Consider the following 23,219-nt stretch of genomic DNA (forward strand, 5'->3'; position numbering starts at 1 on the left):
CCCCCTCGCGCCAGGCCCGGGCCTGCCCTGTGCAATGCTGAACCGCCGTATGCCCGCACCAGCGGAGCAGCGGCGGTTTTTGGCTTTCTGGCGTACACGCCAACACCCTTCAAAGCGAGGATATCTCCATGTCCAGAGCGATAGTTGCAGAGCTTGAAGGCCCGTACCAGCGCGCCTGGGGCCTGATGACCCAGTTTATTGATGTCTGCCCCGAAGAAATATGGGCCGAAACCAACGGCGGCTGGCCCGTGTGGCAGCAGGTGGCGCATGCGGTTGCCGTGCTCAATTTCTTTGTTCTTGAAAAAGACGACGACACCTTTGTGTCCGCGCCTGCCGAGCTGGGCGTGCTCATGCTCAAGGAGCAGGGTCAGCAGGTGGTAAGCAAGGAAGCCATGAAGGCCTATGGCGCAGCGGTCATGTCGGTTGTGGATACCCGTGTGGCCAGACTGACCGATGCCGACCTGACCCGCATTCAGGAACGGGTGAGCAAGAAAATTGGCCGCGACCTCAGCTACGGCGCAGTCATGGTGATGCTTGGTTCGCACACCATGTACCATCTGGGCTCGTGCGATGCGGCCCTGCGCGACCACGGTCTGCCGGGCGTTTTTTAAGACATGCGGGCTGCGGCTGGCGTTCTGCCTGCCGCAGCCTCTCAATCTCTGGCTGTGGCAAGGGCAGGCCACGCCTGTGAGCTCGCCGTTTTTTCCCATTTCAGGCTCTGTATTTTTTGCACAAAAGCCGCCTGCTGCGCTTGACTCTGCGGGGTGGAGACTTATGTAGAATACATAGTTTGAAAGTATGCTTTTGGATGGCAGGCGTTGCCCAAAAAACTACAATACATACAGTAACCTGCACTATGCAGGAGGTTGTTATGGCTACCTGGAAGAACGATCCCGATCATTCGCATCTGGGATTTGTGGTGCGGCATCTCATGATTACGGATATCAACGGCAGGTTTGCCGATGTGGATATTGACCTTGAAGTTGCCAACGACGACCTTTCAGACGCTGTTTTTTCCATGACAGCCAAGGCCGCCAGCATTGATACACATGTGCATGCTCGTGACGAGCATTTGCGCTCAGCGGATTTTTTTGACGTGACCCAGCATCAGGACCTGACCTTCCAGAGCTCTGCGGTGCATCTGGGGGCAGAGAGGGCTGGCACAATCACGGGCATTCTGGAAATGCGTGGTGTTTCCCGCGAGGTTACCTTTGCCATTACAGCCAGCGACAGGATCACCAACCCCTTCAACAACAAGGAAACGCAGTCTTTCAGTATTACCGGCGAGGTGAACCGCAGCGATTTTGGCATCGGACCCAACATCCCCGCCGCCATTGTGAGTGACAGGGTACGGGTTGCCGCCAATTTTGAGGTTTCCCCTGCCTAAGTTTACCCACCACGCGTAATCCGGCCCGCCATACCCCGCATTACGTTAAAAAGCCGCCCCTGCTCGCAGAGGCGGCTTTTTTGTGTCTGCCCGTGGCATACTCGCGCATGCCAGAATTAAGGGCCGGAAGCTTTCGCTCCCGGCCCTTGGCCCCGCACCCTGTCAGTGCCGGGGCGGCATATTTATTGGCGGCGGTTACTGGATCTTGCAGTTACCGTCGTTGCAGTCTTCAGTGGCGATAACGGGGGTAGCCTGGAAGAGCACCACCTGTTCACGGCCCTTGTTGTTAACCACCACAACCGTCACGCGCATGAGGCCCTGGGGCAGGGGCGGCGTGGCCTTGGCCTTGAGGTAGCCTGTGCCGGTGATGAGCTTGGAATCGCCAATCATGGCCGTGCGGGCGTTTGTAAAGGTAAGCCGGTCAATGACCAGTTCCTTGTTCTTGATGGTGTTGATGAAGTGTTCCTTGTCCTCGATGTGCCCATTGGCGTTGATGTGCCAGTAGTTGGGAGCCAGCAGGGTTTCAAGGGCGGGAACGTCGCCGATCATCACGGCTTCGGTATACAGCTCCACGGTGTCGGGCTTGGCCTGGGCAAGACCGCCGGAAAGGGTAATCACAAGTGTAGCGAGCAGTGCAGCTAGAATCTTCATGGTGTCCTCCCAAGGTGGGCCGTTTTAACCTGTGCTTGCAAAAATTGCCAATGCAAACGCTTTCTTCTATGGTTATGTCTTAAGAGTTAAGCAAAATTTCTCTGTTGTAAAGCGTATACATGCCATAGAGCCGAATTTTCAGGCGTTTTTTTACCAAGAGGCGTGCGTTTCCATGTTAACCAGTGTTTTGCAAACCATAGGCAATACCCCCCTGCTCCGTCTTGACCTTTCGAGCGATCTGCCTGGTACGGTCTGGCTCAAACTTGAAAACCGCAACCCCGGTGGTTCCATCAAGGACAGGGTGGCGTTTCATCTTATCGGCGAAGCTCTCGAAGAAGGTCGTGTTGAGCCCGGCGGCCTGCTGGTGGAGGCCACCAGCGGCAACATGGGTATTGGCATGGCATTGGTGGCCCCCATGCGCGGGCTGCGCTGCGTGCTGACCATGCCCGAATCCATGAGCGTTGAACGGCGTAATCTTCTGCGGGCTTTGGGCGCTGAGCTTGTGCTTACCCCGGCAGAGCAGGGCATGAGCGGGGCCGTGGCTGCGGCAAAGCGCATTGCTGAAGAGCAGGATGGCTTTGTGCTTGGTCAGTTTACAAACCAGCAGGCCGTAGTGGCCCACTACAAGACCACAGGGCCGGAAATTTTCAAAGACAGCGTGGGCAAGATGGATGTGCTGGTTGCCGGTGTGGGTTCCGGCTCATCCATCACCGGTACGGGACGCTATCTTAAAGAGCGCATCCCCGGTTTCAGGGTAGTGGCTGTGGAGCCCGCGGCATCGCCGGTGCTTTCTGGCGGCAAGGCAGGCCCGCATCTTATCCAGGGAATCGGCGCAGACTTTGTCCCCCCCATTCTTGACCGCAGCCTGCTGGACGAAATTGTGCAGATGGATGGCGAGCTGGCCATTCAAACTGCCCGTCAGCTCATGGCGCAGGGTCTTCTGGTTGGCATATCAACAGGTTCCAACGTGCGTGCGGCGCTTGATCTGGCCGCGCGGCCAGAAATGCAGGGCAAAAATATCGTTACCTTTGCCTGTGATACGGGCGAACGCTACATGTCCACGCGCCTTTTTCTTGATGCATAGTCTGGAAAAAAGCTTTTTAAGGATGTAAAAGAACAAAAAACTTCTTTTCCGCCCTTATGGCTAAATATTCGCACCATGCAACCGATAAGAGAGGCAGCGAAAGCTTCGCTCACCGGCTGGCAGCAACAGGTTCAGATCTGCCGTCCGACATTAACGGGCCCTGGCCCAACGGAGAGCTTCCATGACGCAGACCAACATCCTGCTGGAAACCGGCACAAACGAGCTGGAAATTGTTGAATTTTACGTCAACCAGGACGGCTATGAAGCTCACTACGGGCTCAATGTGGCCAAGGTTGTTGAAATAGGTCGCCGCCAGCCTGTTACAGCCATGCCGGAAATGCGTCACAAAGCTCTTTTGGGCGCTTTTTTGCACCGCAACGGGCGCGTGGTTCCGCTGATCGACATGGCCCAGTTTTTGGGCAGCGGCCCCATTGAAAACGAAGACGCAAAGGTCATCGTTACCGAATTCAACGGCGTGTGTACGGGTTTTCTGGTGTCGGGGGTCAACCGCATCTACCGGCTCAGCTGGACAGACGTCGAAGCTCCTGGTCAGTTTTTGCAGAACGTGAGCCGCAGCTCGGTAACGGGCGTGGTGCGCCTTGAAGAACGGGTAATCTTTTTGCTCGACCTTGAGGCCATTGTGGCCGAACTGCACCCGGCCATGGCCATGCGATTTGACGCCTCGGAAATGAAGCACAGCGGCGAAAAGACCTACAATATTCTGCATGTGGACGATTCGAGCAGTATCCGCAGCCTGCTGGTCGAGCTGCTCAACAAGGAAGGCCGTTTTACCGTTACCCAGAAGGTCAACGGGCAGGAAGCTTGGGATTACCTGAAGGGACTGCGTGACCGTTGCGAGGCCGAGGAACGCCCCATTTCGGACTTTGTGCACGGCATCATCACCGACATTGAAATGCCCGGCATGGACGGCCTTGCCCTGTGTAAAAACATCAAGGAAGACAAGATTCTCAAAGAATTGCCCGTAGCCATCTTTTCGTCCATGATCAACGAGGCTCTGGCAAAGAAATGCGCGTTGGTGGGCGCGGATGTGCAGTACACCAAGCCCGACCTCAAGGTGCTTTCGGTCAAGCTTTATGACCTGGTTACCCAGGCCTGGGGCTAAGCAGTCAAGCATCGAAAGAATAAATATTGATAACTATACTAGAAAATTATCAAAGGTAAACTTTGGAAGTGCACATTGCCCTGCGCGGGTTCTTGTAAAAATTCACGTCGCAAGAAGTTTGCAAGACGAATCTGCATCGTCCGTTATGACAATGAAGGTTACGGGCAAAAGCAGCCAAGATGCTTCGCGTGTACAAAAGACGTTAAAGTAAGAATGTTCCAAAGGCTCTGACCACACTGGTCGGAGCCTTTGCCGTTACGGGGTTCTTATTGTTTCACTGACAACCGGGATGTGGTTTCTTGCTCCCCCCTGAGTCCTTCAGTATGCTGCCTGAAAGTTCCAAAGTACTCTGTAAACCCCTCCAAGACTGCTGCTCCAGCGGCCATTATTTTACCATGGGACGCCTATGACCGCCCAGCCTGAAGAAAAAATGCTTGTTGAACAGGTAATGCACGACAACCCGGAGACTCTGACCCCTGACCACATGCTCAAGGATGCGCTCCCGGTTTATGAACGGCATGGCGTAAACTGTGTTCCTATTCTGGATGGGGAAAAGCGTGTCAGGGGAATATTGACAATTTTTCGTCTTGTGCAGGCCGTGCGTGAAGGAAAAGCTTTTGAGACGCCTATCAGCGAGGTCATGGACACCAATCTGGTCAGTATCCGCAATGACGACACCTTCGGAATGGCCTGCAGCATGCCAATCGACAGGATGCTTGTGCTGGACCACGAGGACAGACTTGTGGGCGTTTTGACCAAGAAAGAGCTGATCCACAAAATATATGTGGCTTTCAGGAATGCAGATATTCATAATCGGGAGCTGAGCGAGGTTATCAACTGCGCCACCGACGGGATCATGATTTTTGATGCGGCAGGTGGCGCGCTTTTCAGTAACGACAAAATCCGTAGCTTGCTGCCCGACTGTGATAATATGAATGAGTCCGCTTCTCCGGATATGGAGATAGTGGCTGATCTGCTAAAAAAAGCGGTGGCTCAGGGCAAGGCGCACAATTCACTGCTTGAAAACTGCAACGGTAAGCAGGTTGTGTTTACCATTACCCCCTTGTTTGATGAAAATGAAAAACTTTTCCGCTGCGTGCTTTCCGCGCAGGATATGACGGAAATCACACGCCTGCAGACAGAGGCCGAAAATACGAGGCGGCGGCTCGCGGCTTTTCAGGAGGCCTCGCACAAAGGCAAAAAAGTTATTGCGTGCAACCCCGCCATGCAGAGCTTGCTGCGTGAGGCTGAAAGGCTCGGCAGTGTGGATTCAACTGTGCTCATTACCGGCGAAACAGGAACGGGAAAAGAAGTGCTGGCCATGCACATTCACAGCTACAGTGGCCGCCGTAACGGGCCGCTTGTGCAGATCAATTGCGGCACCATTCCCCAGCATCTCCAGGAAGCGGAGCTGTTCGGCTACGAAAAGGGCAGTTTTACCGGGGCCAATGCCAGTCGGTTGGGCATGCTTGAACTCGCCAACGAGGGGACCCTCATGCTCGATGAAGTGGGCGAAATGGATATGTCCCTGCAGGTAAAGCTGCTGCGCGCGCTTCAGGAGGGCGTGATCTATCGCATAGGTGGGCGCAAGCCTGTCCACCTTAACGTGCGCATCATTGCCATGACCAACAGGGATCTGTTGAAAATGGTGCGTGAAAATGCCTTTCGTGAAGATCTGTATTACCGTCTTAATGTGATCCCGCTGGCAGTTCCACCCTTGCGTGAAAGGCTGGAAGACATACTGCCGCTGGCGCAGCATTTTCTGGAATGTTTCACCAAAAAATACTCCACTCCGTGTGCGATCGGCCCAGAAGAAGAGCAGATGCTCCTGGCCTATCCATGGCCGGGCAATGTGCGTGAGCTGGGAAACTTTGTGGAGAGGCTGACTATTGCCAGTTTTTCCGCAGGATATTGCGCTTCGGTGTGGGAGAGCATTGCTCCGACTGGCCGTGCCGTTGCTGCTGGCAATGGCAGTATGCGCGAGCAGGTCAAGATGCTTGAGCGTCAGTGCATTGAAAGCGGGCTCGCCGCCACAAGCAGTATCCGCGCAGCCGCGCGAAAATTGGGAGTCTCCCACGCAACCCTGCTGCGCAAAATGCGGGAGTACGATATCGTGGTTCGGGAATAAACCAATCTGCTTGGCTTTGCATCGGAAAGTTCGTTCCGCATGTCTGTCAGGGGCCATTTGTCTATGAATGCGGGCTATTCCGGCTATGGTTTGAAAATGAACCATCTGGTTTGGTTTTGAACCATCTCTTTAAATGGGCAGATGCTGAGCTGAAAAATATTATTTCAATTAAATCGGTATATTATATATTTCACTAGTGATGCTCTGTGCGTCGGTTTGCCCGCGGCTTATACGCGGGCTTTTTTATATCTAGCTGAAAATAAATATAAAACTTTTTGGAACAAACATTGCTTATGCAGATTGTTGTTGAACATGTTTGTCTGCCCTGCACGGGGGGGGTGCGCACCCGCGACATGAGAAAAGAGCTCTACGGATTTACTTCGGTGCACGGCAAGCATCCCAATGCGCAAACGCGCCATTAGGGTGGTGATTTACAAAACACAACAAGAACATTCAGTCGCCGTTTCCGTCCAGGGGGTTGATCGAGATGCGTCTGAACTAGAGAAAAAGCAGGCGGTCACTGGTTGCAACTGTATGATCCGTGCGCACGGGCTGTACCCTTGCCGTTCAGCCGTCTGATTGCGGCAAACAACGACGGAATCATCCGTCATGATGAGGAGTTTGTATGACATCTGCGGCTTTTTGGATGTTTGGGCTTGCTCTTGCGTATACGCTCTTGCTCATTGTCATGAGCCAGATAGCCAAAAAAAAGGCCAGGGCGGGCGAAGACTTTTTTGTGGGCGGGCGCAAGTTCAGCCGATGGACTGTGGCTTTTTGCATTACAGGCCTTTTTTCTGGGTCGACCTATATCGCCATCCTAGAGCTCTCGTATTTCACAGGTATTTCTGCCCTATGGTACGGCGTTGCCGAATTGACACATGTGCTCATCATTGCGCTGGTGCTGATCGGACCCTTCCGCAAAAGGATGATGGTGACCATTTCGGGCCTCATAGGCGACAAGTACGGTCGTACTGCCAAGGGCATAGCTGGCGCGATCACGGCCATCACGTTTCCCATGTGGTCTGTGGCGACGGCGCTGGCTTTTGCCTCGTGTATCAACGCTCTTACCGGGTTGGATATGCTTGCCTCGGTCGTTATTACCGCGGTGCTTATGTATGTTTTTTTGAGCGCCGGGGGTATGTGGTCTGTGGCCATGACCCAGACGGCAAACTTTTTTGTATTCATGTGCATGTTTGCAGTGGCCATCTATGCCATTGGCATTAATCCTGGCTACAGCGCGCTTACGACGTTTCTGGAGACAAACGCCAAATACGGCAGCCTGACCAGCGTTGGTTTACAAACCATCTTGGCGTGGTTTGGTACCTTTTTGATTAATGTGCTGCTCGCGCAGGCCGCGTTTCAGATGGCCCTGTCGTGCAAAACGGCTGATGAAGGTCGCAAAGGTCTGCTGATCGCTGGCGGGTTTAACGTAATCTTTATTGTTATGGGTGTTCTTGTGGGCGTTGCCGCAGCCATAACCATGCCCGGCAACGCACGCGGCCTTGTGGCCGTGCCCAAGTATCTTATGGAAACCTTGCCCGCACCCCTGGTGGGCATATTTACGCTGGGCATATGGGCCTGCGCACTTGGCTGGGGTGCGCCCTGCCAGTTCTCTGGCGCAACCAGCCTTGGCAGGGATGTTGGATCGGCCCTGTTTCCTGACTCGTCTGACGCCAAACTGGTGCATTTTACCCGCGTTTCTCTGTTGGCACTGACGGCGCTCATGATCCTGTTTGGCTATCTGCGCTCCGAGCAGGCCGCATGGTGGAACATATTCGCCTGGACGGCCCGTAACGGTGCAACCTTTGCCCCCATGGTCGCGGCATTGTTCTGGGGTGTGGCAACGCCGCGCGCTGCCATTACCGCCCTTGTGGCTGGTTGCGGTGCCGGCCTTGTGTGGAACTGGATGGGCGGTTGGGCCGTCAACAGCTTCTATCTCAAGATCCATCCTGTGTGGGTGGCCATGGCCGCCAACATCATCGGCATGACCGTTGTTTCACTGGCAGAAAGGGGCTGGAGCCTTGTTGCCCCGCAGGGCGGAGCCGCCATGTTGCGCAATGGGGCGCTGCTGGCAGCCCTGGCTTTGCTCGTATGCCTGATTTCTGCTGGGGGCTGGCTTTATACCACAGGCCTTTGGGGCATGACGGCATTTCTGCTCGTTCTTTTTGCCTGGATTGCCCTCATTGTCAGCACGGAACGTCAGCGGCCCTCGCCCCTCTAGAGCGGAAAGCCGCTGAAAATGTGTATTTGCCCGGCACTGATTTTCACACACGGCCGCTCCGCAAAAAGCTTGCAAGGCGAAGAGCTTCGCGGTCAGCCAAATATTTCAAAGTAAAAAAAGCTTTAAAGGGGTCTGTCATGGCTATGGTTACTGTGGAATGGAAAGGAAACATGCTGTTTGAGGGAAGAGATTCCGATAACCGTCCTGTGATCATGGACGCCTCTGCCATATATGGCGGCAATAATGAGGGCGTGCGTCCCATGGAGCTGCTGCTCATTTCGCTGGCGGGTTGCACAGGCATTGAAGTGGGCCATGCCCTGAACAAGATGCGGGTTCCTTTTACGGAATTTAAAATCAAGGCCGATGCCGTGCGCCGCGAAGAAATTCCTCAAATTTTTACCGAAATCAATGTGGAATATACGGTCAACGGCGAAGCCGTCACGTTGGAAAAATTTGTGCGTGCGTTTGAACTCGGAGCCGTCAAATATTGCTCTGTAGCGAATATGCTCAAGGCCGCCAGCCACATCAACTATTGCTTTTTGGTCAATGGCGAGCACCATGCCTACCCTCTGGCGACCGCTTCGACCTAATTGGGGCTGAACCGCTAAAGCTGCCTGCTTTATTGCTGCAGCCAATCATTCCCCTATACCAGAAGGGCCGGGAAACCCACGGGCTTCCCGGCCTCGTGCACAGGAGAAAGCATGCCCCACTACAATCTGCCCGAAGATTTATTTTATACCTCTGAGCACATATGGGTACGGCAAGAGGGAGATGAGCTGGTGCTGGGAGTGACAGATTTTGCCCAAAGTCAGCTTGAAGAAGTGGTTTACGTGGATATTCCCAGCGTTGGTGCGCAAGTGGATGCCCAAAAGGAATTTGGTTCACTTGAATCTATGAAAACTGTCAGTGCGCTGTATGCCCCGGTTACAGGTATCGTGACTGCGGTAAACGGTGCTCTGGAAAATTCTCCAGCCCTGATAAACCAGGACTGCTATGGCAAAGGCTGGATTGCGCGCGTACGTCCTGAGTCGCCGGTGCAATCGTATGCTCTGTCGCATGCTGAGTGGTACGCTCAGCTATTGCCCCAAAACAGTTAGGCCCGCAACGGCCTTACAATACGAGCGAGAGTGATCGCATGAAAAAACTGACCATAATCGGCAGTGGCCCGGCCGGGTATACGGCGGCCTTTGCAGCGGCGCGCGCCGGTCATGCCGTAACACTCGTGGAGAGCGAAGCTATTGGCGGCACCTGTCTCAATTCTGGCTGCATTCCCACCAAGACGTTCAAAAGCTCCGCAGACATTTTGGACAAGTTCCGGCATATGGGCGAATTCGCTATCACAGGCTCCTCGCAGGCTGCCATTGATATGGCCCGTCTTCTGGAGCGCAAAACCAGTGTGATCCGGCTGTTGGCCCAAGGTCTGGAGAAATCCTGCGCACATCTAAATGTCGCTGTGGTCCGTGGCAGGGGACATCTTGTCAGTGCACGGCAGGTGTTGGTGACGGCACGGGATGGAAGCGTACAGCCGCTTGACGGCGACGCTGTTATTCTTGCCGTGGGCTCAAGGCCCATGGAGCTTTCAGCCTTGCCCACAGACAGGTGCCGTATCCTGACAAGTGATGACGCTCTGAATCTGGACCATGTTCCCGCAAGCATCTGCATTGTGGGCGGTGGCGTGATCGGCTGTGAGATGGCCTGCATTTTCAGAGCATTTGGTGCAGAGGTCACGGTAATTGAAGGACAGAACCGCCTGCTTCCCCTGCCTGCGATTGATGAAGAAATCAGCAAGCTGCTGCAGCGTGAAATGAAGAAAGCGGGAATCAGGGTTGAAACGGGTGTAACCGTTAGCCGGGCCGAAGTGGGCGACGGCATTGTGCGCCTGCATGCCGCCGCCGGGAGTGCTCGTGCGTCAGTGCCGCTCAAGCTAGAAGTGGAAAGCGTGCTCGTCACCGTTGGGCGTGTACCGGATACAACAGGGCTCGGCCTGGACACCGCGGGTGTGGCATGCGACCCGCGTGGTTGGGTACAAACCGATGCCTTTCTTGAAACCTCCGTGCCGGGCGTGTACGCCATCGGTGATATTCTTGGCCCGGAAAAGATCATGCTGGCCCACATGGCCGCCGTGGAGGCGGAATGCGCAGTTGCTAATCTTGGGCAGCAGTCTGTCCCTTGTGATTACTCGCTTGTTCCTTCAGCCATTTTTACTACGCCGGAGATCGGCTGCGTGGGGCTCACAGAAGTACAGGCCTTGGCGCTGGGGCGCAATGTGCGTTGTGTCAGGCTACACGTGCGTGAACTGGGCAAGGCCCATGCAATGGGAGAAATCGCCGGATTGTTTAAACTGATAGTTGACGCGGAGAGTGAGACAATCCTTGGGGCGCATATTTGCGGCCCGCATGCCACCGACCTGGTTGCCGAGGCTGCTCTAGCAATCCATATGGGCGCAAGTGTCGAGGATGTGGCACGCACCATTCACGCTCACCCCACCCTGGCGGAGGGTTTTGGCGATCTGTGCCGCATCGCCAGACTGGCGTAAGCTCTGCCTTGCGCCAGAGCGCATGCACACAATGATGGTCATTGCTGTGCATGCGTCATCTTTTTTAAAGCATGTTCATTTTGAACCGCTTGCATAACAAGCCAATACTGCTCTAACGCGCAACCCCCTCCTGGGTAGGGACACAGGAGGGGGCGCATGGGGCGGCCAGGGGTAGGGCCGCCTTTGGAATGTATGCCTTGGTGGCTTATGCCACCTTGGTTGCGTCGATCACGTTATAGTCCAGGCCAAGCTCCTTGGCGGGAATGCCAAGCGCAATACCCACCAGCTGCGAAAGGTGCAGCACCGGCATGCGTGCCTTTGACTTGGATATATCCTGCGCCGCTTCCTGATAAATGTCGAGCTGCATTTGGCAGAGCGGGCAGGGGGTTACAAGACAGGTGGCCCCGGAAGCCGCGGCGCTGTCCACAATCTGGCCGGTCATGCGCATGACGGATTTTTCTGCCGGGTAAACGGCGTGGAAGCCGCAGCAGTCAAGCCTCTTGGCAAAGGGAACCGTCTGCCCGCCAAGGGCGGCCACCACGGTTTCAAAGCTCGTGGGGTTCACGGCGCTTTCAAAACCCAGGGCGTGCTCGGGCCGCAGGCTGTGGCAACCGTAGAATGCCGCAACCTTGAGGTTTGCCAGCGGTCTCACAACCTTTGATTTGAGCATCTGGGCATTCTGGGCCAGCACCCACAGCAGGCTGGTTACTTCGCTCGTGCCCGCGTAGTGCATGCCACCCTTGGCAAGAAAAGTGTTGATGCGGTCTTTCTTGCCGCCGTCGAGCTCGGCCTTGGCGCGGCGCAGCATGAGCAGGCAGGTGCTGCACGAGGTCAGCACGGGCAGGTTCATTTTTTCAGCCAGGGCCAGGTTGCGGGCATTTGCAACAAGGGTTGCCACGGGGTCCACATCCTGTGCCTGCGAGGCGCCGCAGCAGCTCCAGCCGGGTATTTCCTTAAGCTTGATGCCAAGCCGGGGGGCCACGGCCTCAAGCGCCATCTTGGATTCCTTGGCGGCCTGAGTCAGCACGCAGCCGGGAAAAAAGGCGAATTCGGTCTGCATACGGCTACTCCTTTTCTGCGGCATGGGCCGCCTGAATCATCTTCACCAGGGCATCGTGCCCTTCAATGGTTTCGCCGCCAAAGGCCTCAAGGGGATTCATCTTGCCCTGCCGCAGCAGGGTAACGGCCATGCCAGCGCGGGCGATGGTGCTTATGCCCTCTGTACGCAGGGCCAGACGTACCTCGTTGAGGCGGCCAGAATCGTCCACAAGGTCAGTATAGAACGACTTGGCGTGGGCCGGGCCAACGCCGTCGGTCATGCCCTTGGCCATAACCATGGCACGCAGACCGGCAATATCGTCGGCCGCGCTGATGCCCTTGGGGCAGCGGCTGGCGCATTCCTGACAGTGCACGCAGTTCCACAGGCCGCCAGCCACGGCGGGTTTGCCGTGCAGCAGGGAATCCTTGGAGCGCGAGTCGTTGGCCACGCGCCAGGCGTGGGTGAAGACAAAGGGTTCCATGTAGTCGCTGCGGTCGGCGCTGAGCTTGTTGCACTCAGAGGCGCACGCGCCGCAGAGAATGCAGTCCCACTGCTTGATGATGCGGTCGAATTCCTTCTGGTTCTGGCGGCAGCCTTCCTTCATGGAGAATTCGGACTTGGCCACCATGCCGGGATGCACCCTGCGCAGGTTTTCCATGGCGGGTTCCCAGTCCACCACAAGGTCGGAGATGACCTTGAAGTTGGCCAGGGGAGAGATGTGCAGCACATCCGAGCCATAGGTCTTGATAAGGTCATCCATTTTGGTGTCGCAGGCCAGCACCGCATGCCCGTTCACGCGCACGGCGCACGCACCGCAGATGGCGCAACGGCACGAAGCGGTGAAGTTCAGCGTGGGGTCCTGGGTCTGCTTGATGAACAGCAGGGTGTTGAGCACGGTCTTGCCCGCAACGTCTGCCGCGTCCAGCTTGTAGCTCTGTTCGAAACTGTTTTTGCCGTCAAAGCGGTCAATGATGATGGTGGCCATTAGTACTTCCGCTCCTCAGGCTTGAATTTGGTGATTTCCACTTCTTTCCAGCCCATGCGCATCTTGCCGCTCTCGTCCATGGTGACCATGCTGTGCTTGAGGAAGTTGGCATCGTCGCGCTTGGGGAAGTCCTCGCGGGTATGGGCACCGCGCGATTCCTTGCGTTCAGAGGCGGCAAGACAGGCGGCCTGGGCCAGTTGCAGCATGTTGCCCAGCTCTACGTATTCGGTGAAAACCGTGTTGTAGACAGGGTTGGCGTTGGGCACGCGCAGGGCGTCGTAACGCGAGCGCAGGTCGGCCAGGGTGCTGGTGAGGGAGTCAAGCTTGGACTGGGTGCGGAAAATACCCATATTGTCCCACAGCTGTGCGCCCATTTCTTCGCGAATGGAGTACATCTGCTTGGCATCGCCACCGTTGGTGGTGTTGCGGAAACGGTCCTGCCAGCGGCCAGTGAGGTCGGTAAGGCGCTTGCCAGCGCCAAAGTCGGCCTGACTGGCAAAAGCAGCCGCGCCGTTGCCAGCGATTTTGCCGGTCACCACTGCATCGGCCAGCGAGTTGCCACCAAGGCGGTTTGCGCCGTGGATGGAAACACACGAGGCTTCGCCAGCGGCAAACAGGCCGGGCACTGTCGTGGCCATATCATCGAACGTGGCCACATCAATGCCGCCCATGGAGTAGTGGGCCGTGGGGCGGATGACCATGGGGGCGTCCACCAGATCGATATTTTCAAACAGCTTGCCCACGTGGCGGATCTGGGGCAGGTCGTGCACGATCTTTTCCTTGCCCAGATGCCGCAGGTCGAGCAGCACGTAGGCTTCCAGACCCTGACCGTAGCCACGGCCCTCGCGGATTTCCGTTTCGATGGCGCGGGCCACGATATCGCGGGGTCCCAGTTCCATCTTGGCGGGGGCGTAGGTCTTCATGAAGCGCTCGCCCTTGTTGTTGAGCAGGTAGCCGCCCTCGCCGCGCGCGGCTTCGGTAATCAGCACGCCGCCGTGCACCACGCCCGTGGGGTGGAACTGCACCATTTCGGCGTCCTTGAAGGGCACGCCAGCCCGCAGGGCCGCGGCCACACCGTCGCCAGTGGCAATGTAGGGGGTAGAGGTACGGTTCCAGAAAATGCGGGTATAGCCGCCGGTGGCCAGCACCACGGCCTTGGCTCGCACAGGGGCGATTTCGCCCGTGCGTATGTTGCGCAGTACTGCGCCTTCGCAGCGGCCATTGTCCACGGCCACATCGAGCAGCTCGTGATCCATAAGGAACTTGACGCCGTTGCTCAGGGCGTCGTCCAGACAGGTGTGTGCAACGATATGGCCGGTTTTGTCGGCAGAGTAGTTGCAGCGTACCTTGGAAGCGCCGCCAAAGGGCCGGGCCTTAACCTTGCCCTCTGCCGTGCGCGAAAAGGGCATGCCAAGATAATCAAGTTCAAGAATGGCCGGGCCAGCCTGTTCGCAGAACTTGAGCGTGGAGTCCTGGTCGACCAGGTAGTCGCCGCCCTTGACGGTATCAAAGCAGTGCAGCTCGTACGAGTCGCCCTTGCTGAAATCGGTAACGCCGTTGATGCCGCCCTCGGCCATACAGGTGGCGCTGCGCGAAGGCATGCACTTGCTGACCACAACCACGTTGAGTTTGGGGTTCTTTTTCATGGCTGCTACGGCGGCTCTCAGGCCCGCGCCGCCCGATCCGATGATCAGGATATCGCAGGTGGCCATGGGGCCTACGCCGGCAGCGGCGGCAAGGGCTTTTTCAATGCCGCTCATGTTCACCGTCAGCGCGCTGATGGTGATGCAGGCCGATTGCAGAAATTTTCTGCGGGTAAACTGCTGCGTCATAAGGGTGTCCTCAAGGATTGGTAATGTGCTGTCATTTGTGCCTGCAGCTTGTGCCGCTGACAGCGGGACAGTAATGCTGATTGGTTACACAATCAATAGCTGCTCCATTGAATGATCGTGAAATCTAGCACAGGGAAAAGCCATTTTTCAACGCCCTATCGATATTTGTAAGTTTTGTAATTAATGTAAGTGAAGGCGGAAAAATGGCGTCCAGAGCGGAAATTGTGGCATTCCATCCCCCTGCAACTGTTCAGCAAAGAGGTTTGGGGCAGGATGATAAACTGGTTACAAAACTCTTTTTTTGCATTTTTTCCCGCGTGTACGATATCGGACGAAGCCCCCGGAAAAAGGTCTGTCACATGATGCAGGTCAATGGAGGGAGCTGCCGCAACAAAAAAGGCCCCTTTCGGGGCCTCTTGCTATGCTGCGGTAGGGAAACAGACTAGAAACCCTGTTCCAGCGGCGGCCAGACCAGCCAGTCGCCGTCGTGCGGCGCTCTGGGGGTGTTGCCGGGTTTGAGGTGCACCTGCCGCCCCTGCACGTCAATGCGGCCCTGAGCCAGCCATTGAATCGCCTGGGGGTAGATGCGGTGCTCCATCACATGGATACGGCTCATGAGGTCGTCCTCACTCTCTCCAGCGTTGACCGGCACAACGGCCTGAATAAGCACCGGGCCGCTGTCCACCTTTTCTTCCACAAAGTGCACGGTGCAGCCAGAGACCTTTACGCCGTAGGTAATGGCATCAGCGCCGCCGTGCACACCGGGAAAGCTGGGTAGCAGGGCGGGGTGGATGTTGATGACCTTACCGGCAAAAGCCTCGAGAAACACGGGGGTCAGCAGGCGCATGTAGCCCGCCAGCACCACCAGCTCTGCCCCTGCTTCGCGCAGGGCCTGCACCATGCGCGCGTCAAAGCTCTCGCGGTCGGCAAAGACCTTGTGGTCGAGCACAAGGCAGGGAATGCCCGCCTTTTCCGCACGGGCAATAACGCCCGCTCCCGGCCTGTTGCAGACTATAAGCGCAATGCTGACATCCAGCGTTCCCTGGGCGGCCTTGTCGATCATGGCCTGGGCGTTGGTGCCGCTGCCAGAGGCCAGTATGGCGATTTTGAGGGGCATGGTTATCTCGTAAAGTACGTTTTCAGGGCGTCCACCAGTGCCGGAATGGTATAATCCATGGGCATGATGTTGCAGGTAAGTCCATGCTTTTGCAGCGTTTCGGCGGTAACTGGGCCAATGGCGGCCAGTTTTACTTCCGGGTGTGCCTTGAGCAGGGACGCGGGTATGAGCGACAGGAAGTTCTCAACCGTTGAGGAAGAACCAAAGGTCACGCAGCTCAGGGTTCCGGCCTTGATGCGCTCAAGCACCTCGTCCTTCTTGTGGGCGGCGGGCACGGTTTCGTAGGCAGAGATAACGTCCACCACAGCGCCAGCCTTGCGCAGTTCTTCGGGCAGCACCTCGCGGGCCTTGGCGGCGCGGGGCAGCAAAAAGCGCTTGCCAGCCACGTTGCCGCCTTCAAGAGCCATGAGGCCTTCAAGTACGCCCTCGGCCACATAGCGGTCGGGGATAAAGTCGGGGGTGATGCCGCGCTCTGCGAGGGCGTCTGCAGTGGCGGGGCCGATGGCCGCAACCTTGCAGTTGCCCAGGACGCGGGTGTCCTTGCCAGCCTTGGCCAGGCGCAGCCAGAAGTGCTTTACGCCGTTAACCGAGGTAAAGATCACCCAGCCGTACGAGGCCAGATTGGCAAGAGCCACGTCGAGCTCTGCGTAATCAGCCAGAGGGCTGATTTCAATGGTGGGGCACTGGATGACCTCGGCTCCCAGGTCCATGAGGCTCTGGGCCAGACCACTGGCCTGTTCGCGGGCGCGGGTAACAACCACGCTGCGGCTGTACAGGGGCTTTTTTTCAAACCAGCCAAGGGTGTCGCGCAGCCCGGCCACCTTGCCCACCAGAATGACCGATGGGTTGGTAAACCTGGCATCTACGGCTGCCTGCGGCAAACGGGCCAGCGTGTCCACCAGACTGCGCTGGTAGGGCGTGGTTCCGCGATAGATAAGGGCGGCGGGGGTTTGCGGGTCCATGCCTGCTTCAAGCAGGTTACGGGCAATGTCGGGCAGGTTTTTCATGCCCATGACAAAAACCAGGGTGGAGGCGCTGGAGGCAAGGGCCTTCCAGTTGTGCACCGAGCCTGGCTTGTCGGGGTTTTCGTGCCCGGTGATGATGGTCACCGAGGAGGAAAAATCCCTGTGCGTTACGGGAATACCGGCGTAGGCGGGGGCGGCAATGGTGCTGCTGATGCCCGGTACTTCTTCAAAGGGCACACCTGCGGCCACCAGCTCTTCGGCTTCTTCACCTCCGCGACCAAATATATAGGGATCGCCGCCCTTGAGGCGGGCCACAATCTTGCCTTCCTTGGCCTTGCGTACCAGCAGGGCGTTGATCTGGTCCTGCGGCAGGGCGTGGTTGCCCGCCACCTTGCCAACATAGATTTTTTCCGCGTCGGGGCGTGCGTGCGAGAGCAGGCTGTCGTTGGCCAGGGCGTCATAGACCACCACATCGGCGGCGGCCAGGGCATCGCGCCCCTTGAGGGTCAACAGGCCCGGATCTCCGGGACCGGCTCCGATGAGAAATACCTTCATTACACGCCTCCCCTGGCGAGATCGAGCAGCGTACGGGCACCAAAGGCCGTGGGACCGACCGGGGCGAGCGGCGTGGCCTTGGCGGCCCAGTCTACCCCGGCGATGTCCAGATGGGCCCAGCGCACGCCCTCCTGAATAAAGTGTTGCAAAAAGAGTGCGGCATTGATGGCCCCGCCTTCGCGCGGGCCCATGTGGCAGATGTCGGCCACTTCGCTTTTAAGACTCTCGATATAGGGCTTCCACAGGGGCAGGGGCCAGTATTCTTCGCCGCACGCGCCGCCAGCAGCGCGGATGCGCTCTGCAAGATCGGCGTCGTCGCTGAACAGACCAGCCACCTGTGTTCCCAGGGCAACGGCACAGGCCCCGGTGAGTGTTGCTATATCCACCACAGCGGCGGGAATCCAGTTTTTCTGGGCATAGGCCAGGGCATCGCACAGGGCAAGGCGGCCTTCCGCGTCGGTGTTCTGAATTTCTACAGTATCGCCGTTGGCGGCGCGCACCACATCGCCGGGGCGCATGGCGCGTCCACCGGGCATGTTTTCGGCGCATGCCATGAGGCCGATAACGTGGCGGGGGGCATCTTCCTGCGCAAGAGCCGCAATTGTGGCCAGCACAGTTGCTGCGCCGGTCATGTCGGCCTTCATCTGGTGCATGTTGGCGGCAGGCTTGAGGCTGATGCCGCCCGTGTCAAATGTAACACCCTTGCCCACCAGAATCAGGGGCTTATCCTGTCCGTGACCTTCGGGGGCGTGCTCAAGCACGATAAGACGGGGCGGGCGGCCAGAGCCCTGGCCCACGGCCATGAGGCAGCCCATACCTTCCCGTTCCAGCTCTTTTTCGTCCAGCACGGTGCATTTAAAGCCCTTTTCGCGCGCGAGCTCCTGCGCTTTCTGAGCCAGCATTTCGGGGTAGAGCAGGTTGGGCGGGGTGGTTGCCAGATCACGCGCAAGGCACACGGCCCAGGCGGAATTTTCGCCTCTGCGGGCGGCGGCGTGGGCCGCGTCGGGCACTTCCTGCCCGTCAAAGGCCACGGCCAGCCACTGCGGGTCTGCAGCTTCGTCGTCATCGGCCTTTTTGAGGGTTGTAAAGCGGTACAGGGCAAGCTGCGCGGCGCAAACGCATTCTTCAACCAGCCGTTCGCGGCCACCGGGCAGTTTTGCCAGCGCCGGTTCGGGCAGCACCATGGAGGTGTAGCCCTGCTTGCGGCACAGCTGCACAGCGGCGGCAATACCTTTGCGGATGATATCTGTGGTGACTTTTTCGCGCGGGCCAAGGCCCACGGCCAGCACGCGCGGCACCGCGAGGTCGGGGTGACCGTGCACCAGGGTAAGTTCGCCCTGTTTGCCCTTGAAGTCGCGCATGGCAGGGGCTATGACCAGCCAGGGGGCCACCTTGTCCAGTTCCGGAATCTGTTCGAGCAGGGCCTCGCCCTGACATGCGGGAGCGAGCAGAACTTCTCCCTTCCAGTGCTCCGGCCCAAGATTTTGAAAGCGTATATCCATAGAGCTGCGTTCTCCTGAAGTACTATGCTGGCGCGGTACGTGGTTCTTTGGCAGGCGGCAGGCCGTGGCCTGATGCTTGCGCCGCGTTCGAATAGGTGAATATACTTCGCCCTGGCCGTTTTGCCAAGGGCGGGCAGCCGCCCATGCGCGGAATTCCTGCCAGAGAGGCAGGTGCGGGCATATTCCTTGCAATGTTATTGCAACATTGGCCCATCAAGGTTTCGCGCGGCCCACAAGGCCTGCGGAGCGTCGTGTTTTTGTCACCCACAGGATTGTCTATGCTTTTGTACGTTCATGTTCCCTTTTGCTCCACACGCTGCCGCTATTGTGCCTTCCATTCCATTCCGCTGGGGCGTGGGGTGGATGCCGCAACCTCGCCAGTTGTGCGAGACTATGTGGATACGCTGTTTCTTGAGCTGGCCCACTGGGGCGACGAACTGGGCGGCAGCGAAGTGCAGACCGTATTTTTTGGCGGCGGCACGCCCAGCCTGCTTTCGCCGCGCATCATCGGCCTGACCATGGAGCGCATAAACAAGTACTTCAAGCTGGCACCCAAGGCAGAAATCACGCTTGAGGCGAACCCGGAATCCCTGCGTGGGGGCCACCGGGCCGCCCAGTATCTGGATGCGGGCATCAACCGGCTTTCCATCGGCGTGCAGAGCATGGACGAAGGCATGCTGCGCCTGCTGGGCCGTCCGCACAAGGCGCAGGACAGCCTGCACGTGGCTTTTCTGGCGCGCGAGGCGGGCTGCGCCAACATCAACCTTGACCTAATGTGGGGTCTGCCGGGGCAGAGTGTGCGTCAGTGGCTGCAAACGCTCAAGGACGTCATACGCATGGCGCCCGACCATATTTCCGCCTACGGGCTCACCCTTGAGCCGGGTACGCCCATCGAGCTTGATGTGGAGGAAGGCCGCCTGACCCTGCCGCCAGAACGCGACCAGAACATCATGTTCATGGAAGGCGCAGCCATGCTTGAGCAGCACGGCTACCTGCACTATGAGATTTCCAACTTTGCCCGCATGGGCTTTCAATGTCGCCACAACATGGGCTACTGGGAGGGAGAGGACTATCTGGGACTTGGCCCCTCGGCCACGTCCACGGTCAACAATCGCCGCTGGACCAATCCCTCAAGCCAGACCGCCTGGAACGCGCGCACGCGCGAGGGCAAACTGGGGCAGGATGTGGAAGAGCTCTCGCCCGAAACCAGGGTGCTGGAGCTGCTGATGCTGCGACTGCGCACGGCGCGGGGGCTGCGCATTGCGGCTTACCGCGAAATGACCGGACGCGACTTTGTGCGCGACCACCAGCGCCTTGTGCAGGCCCTGCACGAAAACGGGCTTATCCGCATCCGTCAGGGCTATATGCGGCTTACCCGTAGCGGCATGCTGGTTTCCAACTCCATTCTCAGCAACCTGTTTGCCCGCACGCGTGAGGTGCTCAGGCAGGCGGCGCTTGCGGGCGGGCTCAAGCCGCAGCCGGTGGAAGAACACGCTGACGCGGGGCAGAGCTCGCTGCACGAGGACAGCCCCGAAATCCGTCCTGTGCGCTGGCCCAGCGCCTGATTCTTGTCTGCCCTCACATATCGACTGGTTTGTGCCTGCCGGGTGTTTACGCGGAGCAAAAATGCCTCTAGTATGCGGCAGCCGGTTTTGACGGTTCCCCCCTCCGTCTGACGGCTGATGCGACGGGCCGCGCTTTTGCGCGGCCATGGCTGATCCTTCCCCGCTGCAGACGGCATTCGCAGCGCGGACCAACCGGGTATGCGTCAACGAGAATACGGAGAGAGGGTATGCGGCAAAAGGATTTGGTGGTTTTTGGCGTTTGTGTGGCGGCGTTCGGTTGGCTGGCTTTTGGCCCTGGAGCGCTTGAGGGCTTTATCAGCCTGACTGCCCAGTATCCTTTTGGCATGAGCTTTCTCAAGTTTGCCATTCTGGCCACCCTTGGCGAATGCATTGCCCTGCGCATTACCACGGGTGTTTATAACAGGCCTGGTTTTGGTGTGCTGCCCAAGGCTGTTATCTGGGGTTTTCTGGGCATGGGCATCAAGATTGCCTTTACCGTGTACGGTGCGGGTACGTTCAAGCTGCTCAACGAAATGGGTCTGCTTTCGGGCGCACCCACGACCTTTGGCGCAAAGCTGCTTATGTCCTTTTCCATCAGCGTGCTCATCAACGTGCTTTTTGCACCGGTGCTGATGATTACCCACAAGCTCACCGACCTGCACATCGCAAAGACCGGCGGCACGCTCCGCAGTCTGTGCAGCAAGCCCGACGTGGCTTCGCTGTTCTGCTCCATTGACTGGAATTCCATGTGGAGCTTTGTGCTCAAGAAGACCATTCCTTTCTTCTGGATTCCGGCCCACACCGTTACCTTTATGCTGCCCGCCCACTTTCAGGTAGTGTTTGCGGCGGCGCTGGGCATTGCCCTGGGCGTGATCCTGGCCTTTGCGGGCCTGCGCGCCAAGAAAGCGTAACAAGACAAAAAATTCTGCGGGGCAATCTCCGCAGGGCAGGATAATGAAAGACGGCCACACCCTGGGGTGTGGCCGTCTTTATGTTGGCGTGTTGCGCTGCTGCGGCAACTCAGAAGAACAGGCCGCTCTGCCGGATAATTTCCTGCCCGTTGGGCAGCGAGGGCAGCAGGGTAACCGCCATGATGGCGTAGTGCACCGCTGTGGGCTTGAAGCCGTAGCGCGGGGTGCCAAAGATAAAAATGAGGCACAGGGCCGCCACCACAAAAACCAGCACGTTGGCCTGCTGCGAACCCCAGGGCAGGGCCGCGGTATACAGTAGGGCATAGATGCCCCAGGCCACTGCCATGGCGCAGAGAAACAGCAGATTGAAGCCGGGGTGGGTGCGCCAGCTTTGCCTGTAGGCTGCAAACATGGTTACCTGCCAGTGGGGTTTGCGCCAAGGTTCAGGCCCATGGCCAGAATGGCGGCAATGTTGCGCGCGGCCCTGCGCAGGTTTTCGTTGCCCTCGGTCAGGGCTTCGTCGATGGTGCAGGGGCGGTAAAGCACGCTTGAAACCGCATCGATGCCGTGAGCAAAAACAGCGTCCACATCGTGCCGCAGCGATCCGCCAATGGCGATCACGGGCTTGTTATGGCGCTTGGCCACGCGGGCCACGCCCACCGGGGTTTTGCCAAAGGCGGTCTGGCCGTCAATGCGGCCCTCGCCGGTCACCACAAGGTCGGCATCGCGCACGTGCGCGTCGAGGCCCACGGCTTCGGTTACAATTTCGCTGCCGGGGCGCAGCCTGCCCTTCAAAAAGGCATACATGGCAGCGCCCATACCGCCCGCAGCACCAGCGCCGGGCAGGTCGGCCATTTCCACGCCAAGGTCGCGGCGCGCAATGGCCGCAAAATTCTGCAGATACCCGTCGAGCTGCTGCACCATGTCGGGGTTGGCCCCCTTCTGCGGACCAAAAATGGCCGATGCGCCGCGCGGGCCACACAGGGGGTTGTCCACATCGCAGGCCACATCAATGGTGCAGTCGGCAAGGCGCGCGTCAAAGCTCGACATGTCTATGCGCGCGAGCCTGCCAAGGCCCATGCCCGTGGGTTCGATTTCCTGCCCGTCTGCGTCCAGCAGGCGCACGCCAAGAGCCTGAAGCATGCCCGCGCCGCCTTCGTTGGTGGCGCTGCCGCCGATGCCCAGAATAAATTTGCGCGCCCCGGCATCCAGCGCAGAGCGTATGAGCTGCCCCGTGCCAAAGCTTGTAGTGTTGAGGGGGTTGCGCATGGCGGGAGGTACAAGGGCAAGACCGCTGGCGGCGGCCATTTCTATAACGGCAGTGCTGCCGTCGCCGGTCAGGCCGTAAAAGGCCTCTACCGGGTCGCCCAGTGGGCCGCGCACCGTGGTATCCACCCGGCGGCCGCCGGTGGCTTCAACCATGGCCTCAACCGTGCCTTCGCCGCCGTCGGCCACGGGAACCTTGATGTAGAGCGCGTCGGGAAAAACCTCGCGGAAGCCGGATTCTATGGAAATGGCCACTTGCAGGGCCGACAGGCATTCCTTGTACGAGTCGGGAGCGATGACGATCTTCATTGCAGATTCCTTGGTGGAGGGGCTTGCGGTGGCAGAGAGACTA

At 58.1% G+C, this 23,219-nt stretch carries 21 protein-coding genes; 12 read left to right on the forward strand and 9 right to left on the reverse strand.

Annotated features, from left to right (window positions below):
* Positions 1 to 128 precede the first annotated feature (128 nt).
* Positions 129 to 611 carry a DinB family protein gene (locus tag F8N36_RS04510; protein WP_291331609.1) on the forward strand — a complete coding sequence of 161 codons (483 nt, stop codon included), beginning with the start codon at positions 129 to 131 and terminating at the stop codon, positions 609 to 611.
* 260 nt (positions 612 to 871) lie between these two features.
* Positions 872 to 1,387, forward strand: a complete 516-nt coding sequence (locus F8N36_RS04515) for a YceI family protein (protein WP_291331610.1) — start codon at positions 872 to 874, stop codon at positions 1,385 to 1,387.
* A gap of 195 nt (positions 1,388 to 1,582) precedes the next feature.
* Here F8N36_RS04515 and F8N36_RS04520 read toward each other — a convergent pair whose 3' ends face one another.
* The gene (locus F8N36_RS04520; RefSeq protein ID WP_291331611.1) at positions 1,583 to 2,038 is read right to left on the reverse strand and encodes a nuclear transport factor 2 family protein; all 456 of its coding nucleotides are present in this window, start codon (positions 2,036 to 2,038) and stop codon (positions 1,583 to 1,585) included.
* 172 nt (positions 2,039 to 2,210) lie between these two features.
* On the opposite strand from F8N36_RS04520, the gene cysK reads away from it, so the two are divergent.
* From cysK to lpdA, 8 genes are all read left to right on the forward strand, one after another.
* The gene (cysK, locus tag F8N36_RS04525) at positions 2,211 to 3,122 is read left to right on the forward strand and encodes a cysteine synthase A (protein ID WP_291331612.1); all 912 of its coding nucleotides are present in this window, start codon (positions 2,211 to 2,213) and stop codon (positions 3,120 to 3,122) included.
* Positions 3,123 to 3,303: 181 nt separating this feature from the next.
* On the forward strand, positions 3,304 to 4,245 hold the full coding sequence (locus F8N36_RS04530; protein ID WP_291331613.1) for a chemotaxis protein: 942 nt from the start codon (positions 3,304 to 3,306) through the stop codon (positions 4,243 to 4,245).
* Between the two features lie 406 nt (positions 4,246 to 4,651).
* A complete protein-coding gene (locus F8N36_RS04535) occupies positions 4,652 to 6,373 on the forward strand; it encodes a sigma-54-dependent Fis family transcriptional regulator (RefSeq protein WP_291331614.1) in 1,722 nt (573 codons plus the stop codon).
* A gap of 293 nt (positions 6,374 to 6,666) precedes the next feature.
* Positions 6,667 to 6,795 carry a hypothetical protein gene (locus tag F8N36_RS04540; RefSeq protein WP_291331615.1) on the forward strand — a complete coding sequence of 43 codons (129 nt, stop codon included), beginning with the start codon at positions 6,667 to 6,669 and terminating at the stop codon, positions 6,793 to 6,795.
* 203 nt (positions 6,796 to 6,998) lie between these two features.
* Complete coding sequence (locus tag F8N36_RS04545; protein ID WP_291331616.1) at positions 6,999 to 8,594, forward strand: sodium:solute symporter family protein; 1,596 nt, start codon at positions 6,999 to 7,001, stop codon at positions 8,592 to 8,594.
* 137 nt (positions 8,595 to 8,731) lie between these two features.
* Positions 8,732 to 9,184, forward strand: coding sequence for an OsmC family protein (locus tag F8N36_RS04550; protein WP_291331617.1), 453 nt, complete (start codon positions 8,732 to 8,734; stop codon positions 9,182 to 9,184).
* A gap of 111 nt (positions 9,185 to 9,295) precedes the next feature.
* Complete coding sequence (gcvH, locus tag F8N36_RS04555; protein ID WP_291331618.1) at positions 9,296 to 9,691, forward strand: glycine cleavage system protein GcvH; 396 nt, start codon at positions 9,296 to 9,298, stop codon at positions 9,689 to 9,691.
* 38 nt (positions 9,692 to 9,729) lie between these two features.
* Positions 9,730 to 11,130, forward strand: coding sequence for a dihydrolipoyl dehydrogenase (gene lpdA / locus F8N36_RS04560; protein ID WP_291331619.1), 1,401 nt, complete (start codon positions 9,730 to 9,732; stop codon positions 11,128 to 11,130).
* Between the two features lie 205 nt (positions 11,131 to 11,335).
* Here the strand turns inward: lpdA and sdhE are convergent, their stop codons facing one another.
* From sdhE to F8N36_RS04590, 6 genes are all read right to left on the reverse strand, one after another.
* Positions 11,336 to 12,190 (reverse strand): 8-methylmenaquinol:fumarate reductase membrane anchor subunit, encoded by an 855-nt coding sequence (gene sdhE / locus F8N36_RS04565; RefSeq protein ID WP_291331620.1) that lies wholly within the window; start codon positions 12,188 to 12,190, stop codon positions 11,336 to 11,338.
* Between the two features lie 4 nt (positions 12,191 to 12,194).
* Positions 12,195 to 13,154: a succinate dehydrogenase/fumarate reductase iron-sulfur subunit gene (locus tag F8N36_RS04570; RefSeq protein WP_291331621.1), complete on the reverse strand. Its 960-nt coding sequence runs from the start codon at positions 13,152 to 13,154 to the stop codon at positions 12,195 to 12,197.
* Positions 13,154 to 14,986, reverse strand: a complete 1,833-nt coding sequence (gene sdhA, locus F8N36_RS04575; RefSeq protein WP_291331622.1) for an 8-methylmenaquinol:fumarate reductase flavoprotein subunit — start codon at positions 14,984 to 14,986, stop codon at positions 13,154 to 13,156. Before sdhA ends, F8N36_RS04570 begins: the two co-directional genes overlap by 1 nt.
* A 442-nt stretch (positions 14,987 to 15,428) precedes the next feature.
* On the reverse strand, positions 15,429 to 16,103 hold the full coding sequence (gene purN, locus F8N36_RS04580) for a phosphoribosylglycinamide formyltransferase (protein WP_291331623.1): 675 nt from the start codon (positions 16,101 to 16,103) through the stop codon (positions 15,429 to 15,431).
* 2 nt (positions 16,104 to 16,105) lie between these two features.
* Entirely contained in the window at positions 16,106 to 17,623 is a 1,518-nt protein-coding gene (cobA, locus tag F8N36_RS04585; RefSeq protein WP_291331624.1) for a uroporphyrinogen-III C-methyltransferase, read from the reverse strand.
* Entirely contained in the window at positions 17,623 to 19,125 is a 1,503-nt protein-coding gene (locus F8N36_RS04590; RefSeq protein WP_291331625.1) for a leucyl aminopeptidase, read from the reverse strand. The genes cobA and F8N36_RS04590 overlap by 1 nt, the downstream gene beginning before the upstream one ends.
* Positions 19,126 to 19,403: 278 nt before the next feature.
* On the opposite strand from F8N36_RS04590, the gene hemW reads away from it, so the two are divergent.
* Both hemW and F8N36_RS04600 read left to right on the forward strand, forming a co-directional pair.
* Positions 19,404 to 20,690, forward strand: a complete 1,287-nt coding sequence (hemW, locus tag F8N36_RS04595; RefSeq protein WP_291331626.1) for a radical SAM family heme chaperone HemW — start codon at positions 19,404 to 19,406, stop codon at positions 20,688 to 20,690.
* A gap of 227 nt (positions 20,691 to 20,917) precedes the next feature.
* Positions 20,918 to 21,601 (forward strand): hypothetical protein, encoded by a 684-nt coding sequence (locus F8N36_RS04600; RefSeq protein ID WP_291331627.1) that lies wholly within the window; start codon positions 20,918 to 20,920, stop codon positions 21,599 to 21,601.
* Between the two features lie 109 nt (positions 21,602 to 21,710).
* On the opposite strand, the gene F8N36_RS04605 is transcribed toward F8N36_RS04600, so the two are convergent.
* Positions 21,711 to 22,013, reverse strand: a complete 303-nt coding sequence (locus F8N36_RS04605) for a hypothetical protein (RefSeq protein WP_291331628.1) — start codon at positions 22,011 to 22,013, stop codon at positions 21,711 to 21,713.
* Positions 22,014 to 22,015: 2 nt separating this feature from the next.
* The gene (locus F8N36_RS04610) at positions 22,016 to 23,176 is read right to left on the reverse strand and encodes a glycerate kinase (protein WP_291331629.1); all 1,161 of its coding nucleotides are present in this window, start codon (positions 23,174 to 23,176) and stop codon (positions 22,016 to 22,018) included.
* Positions 23,177 to 23,219: the final 43 nt, after the last annotated feature.

It is taken from the genome of Desulfovibrio sp., assembly GCF_009712225.1.
Classification (GTDB): Bacteria; Desulfobacterota; Desulfovibrionia; order Desulfovibrionales; family Desulfovibrionaceae; genus Desulfovibrio.

Coding starts and splice junctions, on each gene's coding strand:
- F8N36_RS04510 (WP_291331609.1), top strand. CDS start 129: ATGTCCAGAGCGATAGTTGCAGAGCTTGAAGGCCCGTACCAGCGCGCC.
- F8N36_RS04515 (WP_291331610.1), top strand. CDS start 872: ATGGCTACCTGGAAGAACGATCCCGATCATTCGCATCTGGGATTTGTG.
- F8N36_RS04520 (WP_291331611.1), bottom strand. CDS start 2,038: ATGAAGATTCTAGCTGCACTGCTCGCTACACTTGTGATTACCCTTTCC.
- cysK (WP_291331612.1), top strand. CDS start 2,211: ATGTTAACCAGTGTTTTGCAAACCATAGGCAATACCCCCCTGCTCCGT.
- F8N36_RS04530 (WP_291331613.1), top strand. CDS start 3,304: ATGACGCAGACCAACATCCTGCTGGAAACCGGCACAAACGAGCTGGAA.
- F8N36_RS04535 (WP_291331614.1), top strand. CDS start 4,652: ATGACCGCCCAGCCTGAAGAAAAAATGCTTGTTGAACAGGTAATGCAC.
- F8N36_RS04540 (WP_291331615.1), top strand. CDS start 6,667: ATGCAGATTGTTGTTGAACATGTTTGTCTGCCCTGCACGGGGGGGGTG.
- F8N36_RS04545 (WP_291331616.1), top strand. CDS start 6,999: ATGACATCTGCGGCTTTTTGGATGTTTGGGCTTGCTCTTGCGTATACG.
- F8N36_RS04550 (WP_291331617.1), top strand. CDS start 8,732: ATGGCTATGGTTACTGTGGAATGGAAAGGAAACATGCTGTTTGAGGGA.
- gcvH (WP_291331618.1), top strand. CDS start 9,296: ATGCCCCACTACAATCTGCCCGAAGATTTATTTTATACCTCTGAGCAC.
- lpdA (WP_291331619.1), top strand. CDS start 9,730: ATGAAAAAACTGACCATAATCGGCAGTGGCCCGGCCGGGTATACGGCG.
- sdhE (WP_291331620.1), bottom strand. CDS start 12,190: ATGCAGACCGAATTCGCCTTTTTTCCCGGCTGCGTGCTGACTCAGGCC.
- F8N36_RS04570 (WP_291331621.1), bottom strand. CDS start 13,154: ATGGCCACCATCATCATTGACCGCTTTGACGGCAAAAACAGTTTCGAA.
- sdhA (WP_291331622.1), bottom strand. CDS start 14,986: ATGACGCAGCAGTTTACCCGCAGAAAATTTCTGCAATCGGCCTGCATC.
- purN (WP_291331623.1), bottom strand. CDS start 16,103: ATGCCCCTCAAAATCGCCATACTGGCCTCTGGCAGCGGCACCAACGCC.
- cobA (WP_291331624.1), bottom strand. CDS start 17,623: ATGAAGGTATTTCTCATCGGAGCCGGTCCCGGAGATCCGGGCCTGTTG.
- F8N36_RS04590 (WP_291331625.1), bottom strand. CDS start 19,125: ATGGATATACGCTTTCAAAATCTTGGGCCGGAGCACTGGAAGGGAGAA.
- hemW (WP_291331626.1), top strand. CDS start 19,404: ATGCTTTTGTACGTTCATGTTCCCTTTTGCTCCACACGCTGCCGCTAT.
- F8N36_RS04600 (WP_291331627.1), top strand. CDS start 20,918: ATGCGGCAAAAGGATTTGGTGGTTTTTGGCGTTTGTGTGGCGGCGTTC.
- F8N36_RS04605 (WP_291331628.1), bottom strand. CDS start 22,013: ATGTTTGCAGCCTACAGGCAAAGCTGGCGCACCCACCCCGGCTTCAAT.
- F8N36_RS04610 (WP_291331629.1), bottom strand. CDS start 23,176: ATGAAGATCGTCATCGCTCCCGACTCGTACAAGGAATGCCTGTCGGCC.